Origin of the sequence: Burkholderia sp. BCC1047 (assembly GCF_902833155.1) — a bacterium.
Taxonomy (GTDB): Bacteria; Pseudomonadota; Gammaproteobacteria; order Burkholderiales; family Burkholderiaceae; genus Burkholderia; species Burkholderia sola.
On sequence record NZ_CADFEH010000004.1, the window covers coordinates 55,632 to 71,914 of the forward strand.

The window sequence follows — 16,283 nt, forward strand, 5'->3', positions numbered from 1 at the left end:
GTTGTCCTGGTAGAAGCAATGGATGATGAAAGTCAGGCGGTCGTGCCGGCGGCGGCCGGCACCGCGCGGCGCGCGGGCCCGCGCGTCAGGCGCCGTTCGAAGCCGTACCAGCTCAGGGTCGCGTACGCGAGCGTGATCGCCAGCGCGAGCGCGGCCGTGACGAAGCGGTTCAGGTGCAGCGGCCACAGCGCGTACAGCACGCTTAGGTGGATCAGGTAGACGGTGTAGCTGACGGTGCCGACGTAGACGAGCATCGGGTTCGTCAGCACGCGCTGCACGAGGCCGCGGCCGCGCAGTGCGATCACGACGATCGACGTGCACAGCAGCAGCGAGATGCTGTAGAGCGCCGCGTTCGACAGCGGCGTGTTCGCGGCGCGAAAGCGCGGGAACGACAGGTGCAGCCAGCCGAGGATCGCGAGCGACACGAGCGCGCCGACGATCGCGAGCGGATAGAACGGCTCCAGCGCGCGCCGGTCGCGGCGCAGCACGATCGCGAGCAACGCGCCTGCCGCGAGCAGGTCCATCCGGAACGGCGTCAGGTAGTAGATCGGCCAGAACGAATCGAACCACGGCGTCGCGATCGCGCGCAGCACCGGCGCCGCGACGATCAGCGCGGCGGCGACCCACAGCAGTGCGCGCTCCGAGCACCACAGCACGACGAACGGCCAGAAGATGTAGAACTGCTCCTCGACCGCGAGCGACCACAGCACGTTCAGGCTGTCATGGCCGATGCTGCCGAGCGACAGCCCGATATTGGTCGAGAAGAACGCGAACCACGGCCAGTGCGGCAGCCAGCTCGCGCCGAACAGCAGCGTCGACACCAGCAGCAGCAGCACGTACGGCGGCAGGATGCGGCGTACGCGGCGCGCGTAGAAGTGGCTGAAGTACGACTGCCCGCGCGCCTTGCGATCGAGCAGGATGCCGGTGATCAGCAGGCCGCTCAGCACGAAGAACAGGTCGACGCCCATCCACAGCGGCGCCTTCAGCGCGTGTTGCAGGAAGACGGCGCCCACCGCGATCGCGCGCAGCCCGTCGAGCTGCACGATGCGGCCGTGTTGCGGCGGGGCGAGGTCGGCGGGGCGCGACAGGGCCGTCATCGCGCGGCTCCTTCACGACCCGCATCCGATGCGTGTACGTATTGCATGCCTTTAAATGGAATATGGAGTCGCAATCGATTCTAGGGAAAAGAAATCGGTAAAAAAACGCATGCCATTTATCTGCCGACAAATCGGCAAATGCCGGTTATTGCGATCGCGGGATGAAAGGTTGGCTCGCGGACGGGCGCGACAGGCGGCGCGGAGCGGAATTTTCTACGTGGTGACGCGGAAAGAGCGGTCGTTATTGCCGTTTTCCGCGGTCATTTACTCGCTGTTCCGGTTCGATCTTTCAGGCAGAAACATCCCCAAATATTTCCAAATTTCTTGTGATTATTTTTGCTTGTAACCTGCATCGCGACGTTTGAAACCCATTTAGCGACAGCGCGCCGCCGCGGGCGATCCGAGGCGGCGCCGGTCGCTGTTGCATCGAGTCTGGAGAAGCGCATTGCGACGTCTGATTCTGGTTGGCATGACGGTATGCGCGGCGCTGCTGACGAGCGCCGTGCCGGCCGAAACGGTGTTGCCCGCGACGACGTCGTGGATCGGCAACACGTTCGGCTATGGCGACGGCACGTGGACGCAGATCGACATTCGCGCGATCGCGGTGACGCCGGAGGGCAAGGTGTATACGAATGCGCCGTGGGACGAGAGCGGCGCCGAGGCGAGCGTCTACCAGGACGGGAAGATGCTCGGCTTCGCGGGCGGCACGCACGGCTGGGGCAACCTCGGCGGCAGCGCGATCGCGGTGAACGGCAAGTACGCGTATGTCGCGATCGGCGTCGGCAACGAGCGCGGCCATCTGCAGTCGCCCGGCATCTGGCCGGACAAGGGCAAGCAATGGTTCGGCATCTCGCGGCGCACGATCGGCGACATGAAGCAGCCCGCGCCGTTTCGCGCGGCGCCGCAGGTCGCGCCGGGCGGGCGCGCCGATACCGGCCGCGCGCGGATGGCCGCGAGCTTCATGATGATGAACGAGGTGTCGGCGCCCGCGCGCTCGGAAGTCGGTGAGGCGAAGGCGGAAGTGGGCGGCCTCGCGGCCGACGACAAGACGCTGTTCGCGACCAATCCGTCGCGCGACGTGGTGGATGTCTACGACGCGGAAACGATGCAGCAGAAGGGCACGTGGAGCGCGCACGAGCCGGGCCGCATCGCGTTGGCGGGCGACGGCACGCTGTGGCTGCTGACCGATACGCTCGGCGGCCCCGCGCATCTCGTGCACGTGCGGGCCGACGGCCGCAAGCTCGACGACGCGCCGGCGCTGCCGGAAGGCACCGACGCGGTGGACGTGGCCGTCGACGCGAAAGGGCGCGTGCTCGTCGCGGACAACGGGCCGCGCCAGCAGATCCTGATCTTCTCGAAAGGCGGCAAGGGCTATGCGCCGTCGGGCACGCTCGGCGAGCGCGGCGGCATCTTCGCGGGTCCCGTGCCGGGCCGGCCGGGGCCGCAGCGCTTCAACGGGCTGACGGGCGTCGGCGTCGACCGCGCGGGCAACATCTATGTGTCGATGAACGGGATCGGGCCGCGCCACGCCACGATCGGCGCGGGGCTTGGCGCGGTGCTGGAAAGCTACACGCCCGACGGCAAGCTGCGCTGGCAGGTGCAGGGGCTGCTGTTCGTCGACGGCGCGTGGCTGGACCCGGCGCGGCCGAACAGCGTGTACACGGGCAACAAGCGCTTCGAGCTCGACCTGTCGAAGCCGCCGGGCCAGGACTGGAAATACGTCGGCTTCCTGTCGAACCGCTTCAAGTATCCGGACGACCCGGTGTTCCACACGGACCAGTATCCGGGCATGCCGATCGCGCGGCGCGTCGACGGCCGCACGTTCCTGTATCTGACCGACATGTACGCCGATCACCTGAAGATCTATCGTTTCGACGCGAAGCGCGACGGCGAGGTCGCGATTCCGTCGGGCCTGATCGCGGGCCGCGCGCGGCCGGTCGACAAGGTGCCGAACAAGCCGCCGGGCGGCGACTGGCTGTGGCGCGACGCGAACGGCAACGGCCGGATCGATGCCGACGAGTCCGAGATCAACACGACGGGCAAGGCAAAGGCTGGCGGCTGGGGCTGGTGGGTCGACACGAAGGGCGACATCTGGCGCACGAGCGACGTGCGAGGGATTCATCGCTTCGGCTATGGCGGCGTCGACAAGGCCGGCAACCCGATCTATTCGTACGACAAGGTCACGACGTACCCGATGCCGCAGCCGTTCACGCAGCTGCGCCGCGCGATCTACGAGCCGCAGACGGACACGCTGTACGTGACCGGCTATACGGCCGACGCGCCGCCGCAGCCGGGCATCAACAAGGAAGTCGGCCGCGTGCTGGTGCGTTTCGACAAATGGTCGAGCGGCTCGCCGGTGGTGCGCTATCAGGTCGCGCTGCCGTGGCAACTCGACGCGAAGCCAATCCTCGACCTGATCGGGATCACGGTCGAGGGCCGCTACCTCTTCACCGTGGAGCCGGTCGGCAAGATCCACGTGTACGACAAGGAAACCGGCAAGGAAGTCGGCGTGATGAGCCCGGGCGCGGAGGTCGGCAAGGCGTCGGGCTGGGTCGACGTGCCGTTCGGCATCAGCGCGTTCCGGCGCGAGAACGGCGAGTACCTGGTGTTCGTCGAGGAAGACGCGCGCGGCAAGGTGCTCATGTACCGCTGGAAACCGTAACGGGCCCCTGGGCTAAAGCATGGACAAAGGCATACTCAAGAACGTTTCGATCAACTTCATCGGGCTGATCCTGCCGACCTTCGTGTCGCTGGTGACGGTGCCCGCGTACATCCACGCGCTCGGCGTCGAACGCTACGGCGTCGTCAGCCTCGTATGGACGCTGATCGGCTATTTCGGGATCCTCGATCTCGGGATGAGCATGGCCGCGCAGAACCACATCTCGAAGGCGCTCGCGAGCGGCAACGCCGACGAAAGCGCGCGCGTGTTCTGGAGCGCGTTCTGGCTGAATCTCGGCACCGGCATCGTCGGCGGCCTGCTGATCTATTTCGGCGCGTTCGTCTATACCGCGTATTTCACGAAGGTGTCGGCCGCGATGCAGCACGAGGTGTATCTGGCGCTGCCGTGGCTTGCGCTCGCGATTCCGCTCGCGAACGTGTCGTGGGTGTTCGCCGGCGCGATCAACGGCGCCGAACGATTCGGCGTGTTCAATACGAACCAGACGATCGGCACGTTCCTGTTCCAGCTGCTGCCGCTCGGCGCCGCGTGGTGGATCGCGCCGAACCTGCAGACGGTGTTGGCTGCTGCCGTCGTCGCGCGGCTGATCGCGGCGGTGATGCTCGGTCAGGCCAGCATCAAGGTGCTCGGGATTCGCCGCATCGATCCGCCGCAGTGGGGCACCGCGAAGGGGCTGTTCAACTTCGGCGGCTGGATGCTGATCGCGAGCACGACGAGCATGATCGCCGACACGCTCGACCGCGTGATGCTCGGCGCCGGCATGGGCGCGAAGTTCGTCACGTATTACACGGTGCCGCAGAACCTCGTCACGCGGCTGAACATGCTGCCGAACGCGCTGGTGCGCACGCTGTTCCCGCGCCTGTCGGCGGTCGGCCGCGATCACGCGGATACGCTCGCGCGCCAGTCGCTCGAATTCCTGAACGGCGTGTTCACGCCGGTCGGCATCGTCGCGATCTTCGCGCTCGCGCCGTTCCTCACGCTGTGGGTCGGCGCCGATCTCGCCGCGCATTCGGCGCCGGTCGGCCGCGTGCTGGTGATCAGCGTGTGGCTCGTCGGTCAGGCGAGCGTCACGCGCATCCTGATCCAGTCGCAGGTCAATCCGGCCCGCGCGGCATTCGCCGGACTCGTCGAGATGCCGTTCTTCGTCGGCGGCCTGTGGTTCGGCATTCATCACTTCGGGCTGATCGGCGCGGCCGTGGTCGTCGCGGCGCGCGCGCTCGTCGACTACGGCGTGCTGCTGTACCTGTCGGCGATCCGGATGCGCGCGATCGTGCTCGACATGCTCGCCCATCTCGCGTTCCTGCTCGCGAGCCTGTTCCTGGCGCAGGCATGGCCGGGGCTCGTCCAGTCGATCGGCATGTGCGCGGTCGTGCTGGTGCTGAACGTCGCGTGGTCGCTCACGATGACGCCGGGATTGCGCGCACTCGTGCGCGACCTGTTTGCCCGTCTCAATGCGAGGAGAACCGCATGAATCGCGATCTGGCGGAACACGCCGTCCTGAATCTCGCCACGGCCGATGCCGCCGTGGTCCACGCCGGCGACGCCGCCGCGCTGCACCCGGCCGAGCGCGCTGGCGCGCGACAGCCGGCGCGTGCGCTGCGCGTGGCGATCGTCCACGACTGGCTCGTCACCTATGCGGGCGCGGAGCGCGTGCTTGAACAGATCGTCGCGTGCTTTCCCGACGCGGACCTGTTCAGCCTCGTCGATTTCCTCGACGATCGCGCGTTCGTGCGCGGCAAGCCGGTGACGACGTCGTTCATCCAGAAGCTGCCGTTCGCCCGCACCAAGTACCGCAGCTACCTGCCGCTGATGCCGCTCGCGATCGAGCAGCTCGACGTGTCCGAGTACGACCTCGTGATCTCGAGCAGCCACGCGGTCGCGAAGGGCGTGCTCACCGGGCCGGACCAGGTGCACATCAGCTACGTGCATTCGCCGATCCGCTATGCGTGGGACCTGCAGCACCAGTATCTGGAACAGTCGAACCTCACGCACGGGCCGAAATCGCTGCTCGCGCGGATGATTCTTCATTACATCCGCAACTGGGATACGCGCACCGCGAACGCGGTGGACGGCTTCGTCGCGAATTCCGCGTTCATCGCGCGGCGCATCAAGAAGGTCTACCACCGCGACGCGGCGGTGATCTTCCCGCCGGTCGACGTCGACGCGTTCTCGCTGAACGCGGTGAAGGAGGATTTCTACCTGACCGCGTCGCGGATGGTGCCGTACAAGAAGATCGACCTGATCGTCGAAGCCTTCTCGAAGACGCCCGAGCGCAAGCTCGTCGTGATCGGCGACGGCCCCGAGATGCAGAAGATTCGCGCGAAGGCGGGCCCAAACGTCGAGATCATGGGCTATCAGCCGTTCGCGGTGCTGCACGACCGGATGCGGCGCGCGAAGGCGTTCGTGTTCGCGGCCGAGGAGGATTTCGGGATCTCGGTCGTCGAGGCGCAGGCGTGCGGCACGCCGGTGATTGCGTACGGCAAGGGTGGTGCGCTCGAAACCGTGCTCGACCCGCAGTCGAACCTGAACCCGACCGGCCTTTTCTTCGACGAACAGACGCCGCACGCGATCGTCGCGGCCGTCGATGATTTCGAGCGCGCGCCGCAGCGCTTCACGCCCGACGCGTGCCGCGCGAACGCGGAGCGGTTTTCCGCCGACACGTTCCGGCGGCGCTTCCTCGACTACGTCGAACAAGCGCTGCCCGGCTCGACCGCGCAGCGCGGCACGGCGGCGCCGCTGCCGGTCCCGCGCGGCCCGGCGACGCTCGTGCTCGACCAGAGCGGCGTGCTCGGCGGCGCCGAGCTGTCGCTGCTCGAGATCATGAAGCACATGCGCGCGAACGCCGACGTGCTGCTGTTCGACGACGGCCCGTTTCGCGCGGCGCTCGACGAGATCGGCGCGCGCGTCGACGTGGTCCAGCAGGGCGCGCTCGCGGGCGTGCGCAAGCAGGGCGGCGTGTCGTTCGGCGCGGTGAAGCAGCTCGTGCGGCTGGTGCGCGACGTCGCCCGCCGCGCGCGCCGCGCCGAGGTGATCTACGCGAACACGCAACGCGCGATGGTGGTCGCCGCGCTCGCCGGGCGGCTCGCGCGCAAGCCGGTCGTCTGGCATTTGCGCGACATCGTCAGCACCGACCATTTCGGCGGCAAGCAGTTGCAGGCGATCAAGTACTGCGCGCGGTTCGGCATCACGCGCGTGATCGCGAACTCCGACGCATCCGCGCAGGCGTTCCGCGCGCTGACCGGCTTCACGCCGCAGCACGTCGACGTCGTGTTCAACGGGATTTCGGCCGAACCATTCGATGCGCTGGAAGGCGTGAGCCAGGCCGCGCTGCGCGCGCGCCTCGGGTTGCCCGCGGACGCATGGCTGGTCGGCTCGTTCAGCCGTCTCGCGCGCTGGAAGGGGCAGCACGTGCTGCTGGAGGCCGCCGCGCGGCATCCGGACATGCACGTGGTGCTGGTCGGCGCGCCGCTGTTCGGCGAGGACGACTATGCGGCGCAACTGCACGAATACGTCGCGCAGCATGCGATGGACGAGCGCGTGCATTTCCTCGGCTTCCAGCGCGACGTGGCCGCGTGCATGACGGCCGTCGACGTCGTCGCGCACACGTCGATCACGCCGGAGCCGTTCGGGCGCGTGATCGTCGAGGGGATGCTCGCGCGCCGGCCGGTCGTCGCGGCGCGCGCGGGCGGTGTCGTCGAGATCATCGAGGACGGCGACAACGGGCTGCTCTGCGAGCCGGGCAACGCGGCCGCGCTGGCCGATGCGCTGGCGACGCTCAAGCGCGACCGCGCGCTGCGCGAGCGGCTCGTCGCGAGCGGGCGCGCGACCGCCGTGCGCCGGTTCGGGACCGAAACCTACGTGGAGCGGGTCGAGAAGATCCTCGCGGATACGGCGAAGGCTGCCAAGGCGGCGAGCGCGAAGAAGTAGCAGCCGGCGGGAGCCGGCGGAAAGCCGCGGAAAACGGGGCCCCCATGCGGCGTTGCGCTGCGCGGGGGCTTTGCTTTTCAGCGGGCGAGGCGTGTGGTCGGGACGGGCAGGCTGGTTTGCGCCCCGGGTCGGAGTCGGGCGCGAGCGTAGCCGAGCGCCCTCTGGAACAGGATCGGGCCGTCGGGAACGTGAAGCGAGCAGTCGACACCGTCGCGCGCGTGCTTCGGCCACCGCGCAGAAGGCGCCCGTGCGGGCCGTAGTGCGGTCGGAGGGCGGCGGGCTGCCCATTCCCTGTCGACCCGCCCTGCAACCGCGTGCCGGCCATGAAAAAGCCCCCGCGCAGCGACACGCCGCGCGAGGGCTCCGGACCGGACGGCCGATCGAGCCGTCCGGCTCGCGTCAGGCGGCCTGTTCGGGCGTCGACGCGACGACGCGGGCGGTGCGGGCCGGCTTGAAGCTGGCCGACCACATCATCGCCGGCCGTTCGAACATCCGGTAGAACAGGTACGCGACCGGAACCGCGACGGCCATGAACGCGAACGACGGCCAGATCGACAGTTGCAGTTCGGAGTGGAACAGCACCGAGCCGAGGCAGACGAACAGCGGCAGGTGGATCAGGTACAGCGAGTAGCTGAAGTCGCCGAACCAGCTCAGCACGCGCAGCGGCGGCGTCGTGCGCGGCGGCCGGGCGAGCGCGCGGTACAGGAAGCATGCGAAGCCGGCCGACCACAGCTGGAACGCGCCGTACTGGCCGAAATGGAATGCGCCGCAGCCGGCGGCCAGCAGCACGGCGGCCGCGACGTACCACGCGCGCGACGGCACGACGGCCGTGCCGCGCGACTGCTGCGCGCGCACGTCGGCGATCCATGCGCCGATCGTCCAGGACAGCCAGTACGACGTGAAGAACTGCAGGTCGTGCCGTTCGAGCAGCCACGCCGACGCGACGTTGACGAGCGCCACCGCGGCGACGACGGCCGGCATGCCGATGCGCCGGCGCAGCGCGAACAGCAGCGGGTAGATCGCGTAGAACTGCACTTCGAGCGACAGCGTCCACAGCGCGCCGTTCGACCCGTACGTGTAGCCGGCGACGCCCTGCAGCGAGAACAGGTTCACGAGGAACGCGACGAGGCCGACGTCGCGGATCTTGTGGCTGACGGGCTCGATCTGCAGGCTGACCGCATCGAGCGCGAGCGTGAACAGCAGCGCGGCGAGCAGCACCGGGTAGATGCGCGCGAAGCGGCGCACCCAGAAGTTCGGCGCGTCGAGCCGGTACGCGGGATTGGCCGCGAGCTTGAGCGCCGCGTTGCGGTGGATGCAGTAGCCGCTGATCACGAAGAAGATCGGGACGCCGGCCGAGCCCCACGCGAACGGGAAGGTCAGGTAGCCGGCGATCGCGCCGGGGCTGAGTGCATGACCGTAAGCCTGATGGAAGCTCTGCATGCCGACCCAGACGACCTGGCGGCAGTGGAAATAGGCGACGAGCAGCGCCGCGAAGCCGCGCATCGCGTCGATCACGTGTTCCTTATGGTCGGCGACGGGCGGCGCGGCCAGAGACGATCCGCTGAAAGCTTGCATGCGATTCGATTCCTTGCGACGGATGGACGGGAAGTTCATCCAATCGTAATGCGCAAGAATTCGGTCAATGAATAAAAAAATCTCGCCCGGAAATATCGGTATTCCGCATCATGGGTTTATCGCGGCCTGAAAGCGGTTCCGCGACGGGCACGAATTATTTGCCGATTTTTTTCTGATAGTTTGAAGCTCCAGTTGATTGATGCAAGGAGCGGCAAGATGGACATGCATTGGATCGCGAGCGCTGCAGTACTGCTGGTCATGGCCGTGCTGTCGGCGTACCGCGAGGCGCTGAAGAACGAACCGATCCGCCCGGGCCTCGAGCGGGGCGGCGTGCCCTATATCGAGGAATTCGAATCGTAAGAATTTGTATCCGGAAAATCGGTAATTTGTTTCTGCTTCGGCAATCGGTTCGGCAATATCGACCGGGTTGAAGCGATTATATTTTTTCCGGAATAATCGGGCAATCAGTTCATATCGAAAATGAGCGGAGCGGAATTGGCAGTACCGTCGATTCTCGATATGCCGTTCGGAACACAATCGCGCCGGGTCGCGGGTCGACGCGGCGCAGTCAACGCTATCAGGATGCGAACATGTTGAAAGTCACCAGGGCCGTGTTTCCCGTTGCCGGTCTCGGCACGCGGTTCCTCCCGGCAACGAAGGCGAGCCCGAAGGAAATGTTGCCCGTCGTCGACAAGCCGCTGATTCAGTACGCGGTCGAGGAAGCGATCAACGCCGGTATCACCGAGATGATCTTCGTCACCGGGCGCAGCAAGCGCGCGATCGAGGATCATTTCGACAAGTCGTACGAGATCGAGGCCGAGCTCGAGGCGCGCGGCAAGGAAAAGCTGCTGGAGCTCGTGCGCGGCATCAAGCCGAGCCACGTCAACTGCTTCTACGTGCGCCAGCCGGAAGCGCTCGGCCTCGGCCATGCGGTGCTGTGCGCGGAGAAGCTCGTGCACGGCGAGCCGTTCGCGGTGATCCTCGCCGACGACCTGCTGCACGGCGAACAGCCGGTGCTCAAGCAGCTCGTCGACGTGTTCGACCACTATCACAGCTCGGTGATCGGCGTGGAGACGATCCCGCGCGAAGACAGTCGCTCGTATGGCGTCGTCGAAGGTCGGGAGTGGGAAGAGGACATCATCAAGCTGTCGGGCATCATCGAGAAGCCGGCGCCCGAGGATGCGCCGTCGAACCTCGGCGTGGTCGGCCGCTACGTGTTCATGCCGACGATCTTCGATCATCTGCGCAAGCTCAAGCCGGGCGCGGGCGGCGAACTGCAGCTCACCGACGCCGTCCAGTCGCTGCTCGCGAACGAACAGGTGCTCGCGTATCGCTACTACGGCACGCGTTTCGACTGCGGCAGCAAGATCGGCTATCTGAAGGCCACTGTCGAGCTCGCGCTCCAGCATCCGGAAGTGAGCCGCGAATTCGAGGCGTACCTGCGTACCTGCTTGCCCGCGCTGGCTGCCGTCGCTTAAGCGGCCGCGCGCTCCGTCGTTTCAGGTGGTGGTTGTTCCGTTGGCCCCGGCCGCTCGCGCGCCGGGGCTTTTTTGTTTTTGGCGGGCGCACGAGCGTGGTGCGTGACGTCTGGATGTCGCACCTCCTCGGACGGGCGGAGGGCGCTGGCGCGCGGCGGCGAAGTAGGTCGATGAGGCGGAGCGTAGCGCGTGAAACCGGTGCCGACGCATTCGTCGCGTGACCGGATAGGCGGATGGATTGCGCGGGTTGTACGACGCTCGCGTGGGTGTCGTGCGATGACGCGGCATCGGCTGCCAAGCACTTGGCCGCCGGCTGCCGGGCGTCACCGGTATCGACGCGTTCCGATCCGGTTCCCGCCGCCCACCGCTCAGCGCGGCGACGTGCTCGGTTGCGCGGCGAAGTGTCGGGCCAGCAGCGCGGCGATCGGCTTCTTGAAGTCGAGCAGCCGTTTTTCGAGATAACGCCAGGACAGGTGCGCAAGCAGCACGGCGAGCGCGAATTGCAGCATTTCCGGCAGCGCGTCGCGGACGATTTCCGGCATCGGCACATGCGCGAACGACGCGGGCAGCGCGCCGAAGCGCGCCGGAATCAGGTTGTGGAACAGGTAGAAGCCGTAGCTGATCGTGCCGAGATACGCGAGCGGCGCCCAGTCGAGCAGCGCGACGACGGGATGCTCGGGCGCGCTGACGATCCACAGCATCAGCGCGCCGAGCGACACCGACAGGCCGAGATCCGCGAGCCCCGCGACCGCATCGGGCAATGCCGTGCAGGCGGGCAGCACGAGGAAGAAGGCGACGCCGGCCGCGCCGAGCCAGCCGGGCGGCACGCGGCGCGCGGCGGCCGCGCCGCGATCGGCGAGCGCCATCGCGCCGACGCCGCCGAGCGCGATCAACGCGAAATTCCACGGGGAAAACGCGTAGATCAGCACCGGCGACGCGTCGGACAGGTAGAGCGCGAGATGCGCGAGCGCGCACAGCGCGACGGCCGCGATGCCGAGCGCGACGTGTCGCGCGGCGGGCACCGCGAGCAGCGCGAGCGGGGCGATCAGATAGAACTGCTGTTCAACGGCGAGGCTCCAGAAGTGCGACGTGGAGCCCGGCCAGCCGTCCTTGACGACGCCGATCCAGTAATTCGACAGGAACACCGCGTGCCATGCGAGCCCGAGGTTGACGTCGCGCTGGTAGAACAGCGCGTGCGCGATCGCGAGCGCGGCGAGCAGCAGGTAGTAGACGGGAAAGATCCGCAGCGCGCGCTTCGCGAGGAACAGCGCGAGCGCGTGGCGACGCGTCATGGCGCCGCGCTCGACCGCCTGGCGGTTGCGATGCAGCTCGCCGACGATCAGAAATCCGCTGATGAGGAAAAACGTCCACACGCCAAGCTTGCCGACGTCGACGGCAAGGACATGGCCCTTGTGGGACAGGAAAACGAGGATGACGGCGAGGGCTCGCAGGCCGTCGAGTCCTTTGACGTATCTGACTTCGCGCATGGAGGCATCCGGGCATTGAGCACGCCCAGTATAGGTGCGCAAATATCGAACGTAATTCGCGTTCGGGCCCATACGTGAAGGTGTTTTTTCACGCTCGGGCGTCGATGAAGTCGGTCGCGCGCAACAAAACCTGCGGGAAACCCCGCGAAAACGCATAAAAGTACTGCACGAAGCGTCAAGGCGCTTGTAGAATCCGGCGTTGAAGCGCGCGCGTTGCACGCTTCGTGTATCCAACGACCACACCTGGTAGGAGAAACATGGCGACTTCCGCAAAAAAGGTGGCCAAGAAGGCTGCCGCACCGGCCACCAAGAAAGTGGCTGCCAAAAAGGCTGCGCCCGCGAAGAAAGTAGTGGCCAAGAAGGCTGTCGCAAAGGCAGCACCGGCTGCTCCGACGCCGCTGAAGGACAAGTTCACGAAGGCATCGCTCGCAACGCACATCGCTGAGCGCGCAGCTGTCGAAGTGAAGGCGGTCAAGGCAGTGCTCGTCGCACTCGAGAACGTCGTGCTGGGCTCGGTTCACAAGAAGGGCGCGGGCGAGTTCACGCTGCCGGGCCTGCTGAAGATCACGGCACAAGTCGTGCCGGCGAAGAAGAAGCGCTTCGGCAAGGATCCGTTCACGGGCGAAGAGCGTTGGTTCCCGGCGAAGCCGGCCAGCGTGCGCGTGAAGGCACGTGCGCTGAAGAAGCTGAAGGACGCGGCAGCGTAATGCCGCGCAACGACTGCCGAATGCAAGTCGGCAGCCGTTGCGATGTCCCGAGATCCCCGTACGCGAAAGCGTGCGGGGATTTTTATTGCGCCGCGCAACGCGCGCGGCGGCGAACAGGCGGCATGGCGATCACCGGTTGCCCGGCGTATGACGCGCGGCGGATCGTATGTCGCGCATCTGCATCCCCATCGCCGAGCGGCGAGCTTCGTTCGCGCGACGCGTGTCGGTGTCGCTGCGGCAGGGCGAAACGCTCGGCATCGTCGGCGAATCGCGATCGGGGAAGTCGACGCTCGCAGTGGCGCTGCCCGGGTGTCGTTTCTTCGCGTTCCGTTGGGCGCGCGTCGTCAGGTTTGCCGTCGTGATGACCGATTTCATTCCGCATGAGATCGCCGCACAGCTCGCCGCCGCACGCGTCGCGATCGAACGGCATCTCGGCGCGACGCTGCAAGCGATCCACCTGTTCGGATCGGCGCTCGACGGCGGCCTGAAACCGCGCAGCGACATCGATTTGCTGGTGACGGTAGCGGTACGCCCGGACGAAGCGCTGCGGCGCGCGCTGATGTCGGACCTGCTCGGCGTGTCTGCGCCGCCGGGTCGCAGCAGCGGCATGCGTGCGCTGGAGGTCACCGTCATCGCGCACGGCGACGTGGTGCCGTGGCGTCATCCCGCGCGACGCGAGTTGCAGTTCGGCGAGTGGCTGCGCGGCGATCTGGAAGCCGGCATCGTCGAGCCGCCGCTGATCGATCACGATCTGGCCATCCTGTTGACGAAGGCGCAACAGCACAGTGTCGCGCTGGTCGGGTCGCCCGCGAACGTATTGTTCGAGCCGGTGCCGGTGCGCGACTTCGTCGCCGCGTTGCTCGCGACCGTTGCGCAGTGGAAGGCCGAGCCGGACTGGCGCGGCGACGAGTGCAACATTGTGCTCGCGCTCGCGCGCATCTGGTACAGCGCCGCGACCGGCGGGATCGCACCGAAGGACGCCGCCGCGACGTGGGTGCTGACGCGTTTGCCGGACGCGCACCGGCCGGTCGTCGCGGCTGCGCGTGCTGCCTATGTCGATGGCGAAGCGGGCGCGGCGATTCTGTCGGGCGAGCCGCTGGCCGAATTCATCGGCTACGCGCGGCGCGCGATCGAGTCGATGCTGTCGGCATAGCGGCGGGCGCCGGCGAAGCACGTTAACGGCTTACGGCCCGCCTGCCACGGATAGCGAACCCGTTCGAGCCGGATGCATGCGCGACCCGTCGAGCCGGGTGCGCGCAGACGGCGATCCGGCGCGGCATCACGCATGCGCAGCCGGACGCCTGTCATTAGCCCGCGGTGCCCGCAAAGGCGGCTTTCAGCGCGGCGTCGTCGAACTTCGTCATCTGCATCATCGCGGCGGCCACGCGGCCGGCCTTGACCGCGTCGCGGTCGGCCATCATCGGGATGAGCGCTTCCGGAACGATCTGCCATGACACGCCGTAGCGATCCCTCAGCCAGCCGCAGCCGTCGGCCGTGCCGCCGTTGTCGAGCAGGGCGCTCCAGTAGCGGTCGAGTTCCGCCTGGTCCGCGCAGCTGACGAGCAGCGAGATCGAGTGATTGAACGCCTCCGTGCGCGGGTGGCTCATCGCAAAGAATGGCTGCCCGAACAGCTCGAATTCGACCATCCGCGTGCCGTCGGTGCCGGGCACGGCCGTGACGCGCACGATGCGCGAATCCGGAAAGATGCCGGCATAGAAGGCCGCGGCTTCTTCGGCTTCCGTCGAATACCAGAGGAAAGGCGTGATCTTCTGAATCGTCATGACGAGTCTCCTGTCTGCATGGGTGCGGGGCAAACCGTATGCCGCCATCGATACGACGGACGACGCCCGCCGAAATCGACACGCGGCGCAAATAAATCCTGCGTCGGTTAACCCGGGCGGCGCCGGCTGTGCGGATGATAGGCGCTCAACGGAGAAACGGCGACCTCTCCGGCCATCGGAAACGGGGTTGCGGGTGGATTGCAGCCGCCAGGCGCCGCTGCCGGCGCGCCGGCTTGCATCGGGTCCCGGCTTGGGCGCGGAGGCCTTGCGGTCGATGTCGGCCTCGCCTGCCGGAGACGGACGAAAAAAAGCCAGCCGCGGCCGAAACCGGGGCTGGCTTTCCAGGTCGGCGGCAAGGCGTCGGAGACGCCATGCACACCGGATACTTCGTTTTTAGAACTTGTGACGCAGGCCGAGTGCGACGATTTCCTGCGAGCTCTTGCCGGCGATGCCGTACGAGCCGACCGACGCTTGCGCCTCGGTGCCGTCGGCGTTGTGGCCGCTTGCGTGCTGGTATGCGCCAACCAGGTACACGTCGGTGCGCTTCGACAGCGAGTAGTCCGCGCCGAGCGAAACCTGATGGTACTTGGCGTCGGTCTGGCCGCTACCCTTCGTGTAGATGTAGCCGAGGCCGAGCAGCAGCGGTGCCGATGCCTGGTACGTGACGAATGCGCGGCCCGTGTTGTACTTCTGGTTCGTGCCGAAGCCCGAGTTCGCATCAGCCTTGTATTGCGCGTTGCTGTAGCCGGCACCGACCGTCACCGGGCCGAATGCATACTGGCCAGCGACTTGCGCGATACCGATCGACGATGCCGACGAGTAGGCGTTGTTGATGAAGCTGCCCGAACCGTCGAAGATCGCGTCCGACGTGCCGGCCCAGCCGGTGCGCACGCCAGCGGCGCTCAGCGGAGCCGAGTTGTTCGCGTGGAAGTAACCTGCAGCCAGGCCGACCGGGCCGTTGTTGTAGGCTGCAGCTGCTGCCCACGTCTGACCCTTGCCGGTTGCGCCGGCGACGCCGCCGAGTGCGTACATCGCTTCGACTTGCAGGCCAGCCCAGACCGGCGACGTGTACTTGATCGCGTTGCTGACGCGCAGGCTGTTGTCGTTGTTGTCGACGTCGCCCGGCGTGGCGAACACGCTGCCGAAGTAGTTGTCAGCCGTGACTGCCTGAACCAGGTCGACGAGCGGGTCGTACTGGCGGCCCAGCGTCAGCGTACCGTACTGGTCGCTTTGCAGGCCGACGAAAGCCTGGCGGCCGAACATGCGCTGGCCTTGGCCCAGTGCACCCGTTGCCGAGTTGAAGCCGTTTTCCAACTGGAAGATCGCCTTCAGGCCGCCGCCGAGGTCTTCCGAACCCTTCAGGCCGAAGCGGGCGCCTTGCAGGTTGCCGCTACCCATCGACCACGAATTGTTACCTTGACCGTCGTTACCGTGAACATAGGTGATCGACGTGTCGATCACGCCGTACAGCGTCACGCTCGACTGAGCCTGAGCAGCACCAGCGGCGCCCAGCAGGGCGAGCGAGAGGGTCGAGAGAGCAAGTTTCTTCATCGT

12 protein-coding genes and 1 pseudogene are annotated in these 16,283 nt (G+C 66.9%); 8 read left to right on the forward strand and 5 right to left on the reverse strand.

Going from position 1 to position 16,283, the window contains the following annotated elements; genetic code table 11:
• Positions 1-32 precede the first annotated feature (32 nt).
• Positions 33-1,097, reverse strand: a complete 1,065-nt coding sequence (locus HWX55_RS06330) for an acyltransferase (protein ID WP_175974819.1) — start codon at positions 1,095-1,097, stop codon at positions 33-35.
• Positions 1,098-1,542: 445 nt separating this feature from the next.
• On the opposite strand from HWX55_RS06330, the gene HWX55_RS06335 reads away from it, so the two are divergent.
• From HWX55_RS06335 to HWX55_RS06345, 3 genes are read left to right on the forward strand one after another with little or no spacing between them, the layout of a single operon-like run.
• The gene (locus HWX55_RS06335) at positions 1,543-3,759 is read left to right on the forward strand and encodes a hypothetical protein (protein ID WP_175974821.1); all 2,217 of its coding nucleotides are present in this window, start codon (positions 1,543-1,545) and stop codon (positions 3,757-3,759) included.
• A gap of 19 nt (positions 3,760-3,778) precedes the next feature.
• Entirely contained in the window at positions 3,779-5,245 is a 1,467-nt protein-coding gene (locus HWX55_RS06340; protein WP_175974823.1) for a flippase, read from the forward strand.
• Positions 5,242-7,701 (forward strand): glycosyltransferase family 4 protein, encoded by a 2,460-nt coding sequence (locus HWX55_RS06345; protein WP_175974825.1) that lies wholly within the window; start codon positions 5,242-5,244, stop codon positions 7,699-7,701. The genes HWX55_RS06340 and HWX55_RS06345 overlap by 4 nt, the downstream gene beginning before the upstream one ends.
• 399 nt (positions 7,702-8,100) lie before the next feature.
• Here the strand turns inward: HWX55_RS06345 and HWX55_RS06350 are convergent, their stop codons facing one another.
• On the reverse strand, positions 8,101-9,276 hold the full coding sequence (locus HWX55_RS06350) for an acyltransferase (protein ID WP_175974827.1): 1,176 nt from the start codon (positions 9,274-9,276) through the stop codon (positions 8,101-8,103).
• A 216-nt stretch (positions 9,277-9,492) separates the two neighbouring features.
• On the opposite strand from HWX55_RS06350, the gene HWX55_RS06355 reads away from it, so the two are divergent.
• The gene (locus HWX55_RS06355) at positions 9,493-9,636 is read left to right on the forward strand and encodes a hypothetical protein (protein ID WP_006479318.1); all 144 of its coding nucleotides are present in this window, start codon (positions 9,493-9,495) and stop codon (positions 9,634-9,636) included.
• Positions 9,637-9,866: 230 nt separating this feature from the next.
• Positions 9,867-10,754 carry a UTP--glucose-1-phosphate uridylyltransferase GalU gene (gene galU, locus HWX55_RS06360; protein ID WP_027782643.1) on the forward strand — a complete coding sequence of 296 codons (888 nt, stop codon included), beginning with the start codon at positions 9,867-9,869 and terminating at the stop codon, positions 10,752-10,754.
• Positions 10,755-11,122: 368 nt separating this feature from the next.
• Here the strand turns inward: galU and HWX55_RS06365 are convergent, their stop codons facing one another.
• The gene (locus tag HWX55_RS06365; protein ID WP_175974829.1) at positions 11,123-12,241 is read right to left on the reverse strand and encodes an acyltransferase; all 1,119 of its coding nucleotides are present in this window, start codon (positions 12,239-12,241) and stop codon (positions 11,123-11,125) included.
• 257 nt (positions 12,242-12,498) lie between these two features.
• On the opposite strand from HWX55_RS06365, the gene HWX55_RS06370 reads away from it, so the two are divergent.
• The 3 genes and pseudogenes from HWX55_RS06370 (at position 12,499) to HWX55_RS06380 (ending at position 14,101) form a co-directional block, all read left to right on the forward strand.
• On the forward strand, positions 12,499-12,948 hold the full coding sequence (locus tag HWX55_RS06370; protein WP_011548077.1) for an HU family DNA-binding protein: 450 nt from the start codon (positions 12,499-12,501) through the stop codon (positions 12,946-12,948).
• A gap of 220 nt (positions 12,949-13,168) precedes the next feature.
• Positions 13,169-13,264, forward strand: a pseudogene (locus tag HWX55_RS06375) (ATP-binding cassette domain-containing protein); the annotation flags it as partial.
• 45 nt (positions 13,265-13,309) lie between these two features.
• A complete protein-coding gene (locus HWX55_RS06380; RefSeq protein WP_175975078.1) occupies positions 13,310-14,101 on the forward strand; it encodes an AadA family aminoglycoside 3''-O-nucleotidyltransferase in 792 nt (263 codons plus the stop codon).
• A 154-nt stretch (positions 14,102-14,255) separates the two neighbouring features.
• Here the strand turns inward: HWX55_RS06380 and HWX55_RS06385 are convergent, their stop codons facing one another.
• On the reverse strand, positions 14,256-14,729 hold the full coding sequence (locus HWX55_RS06385) for a VOC family protein (RefSeq protein WP_175974831.1): 474 nt from the start codon (positions 14,727-14,729) through the stop codon (positions 14,256-14,258).
• Between the two features lie 393 nt (positions 14,730-15,122).
• Entirely contained in the window at positions 15,123-16,280 is a 1,158-nt protein-coding gene (locus HWX55_RS06390; RefSeq protein WP_175974833.1) for a porin, read from the reverse strand.
• Positions 16,281-16,283: the final 3 nt, after the last annotated feature.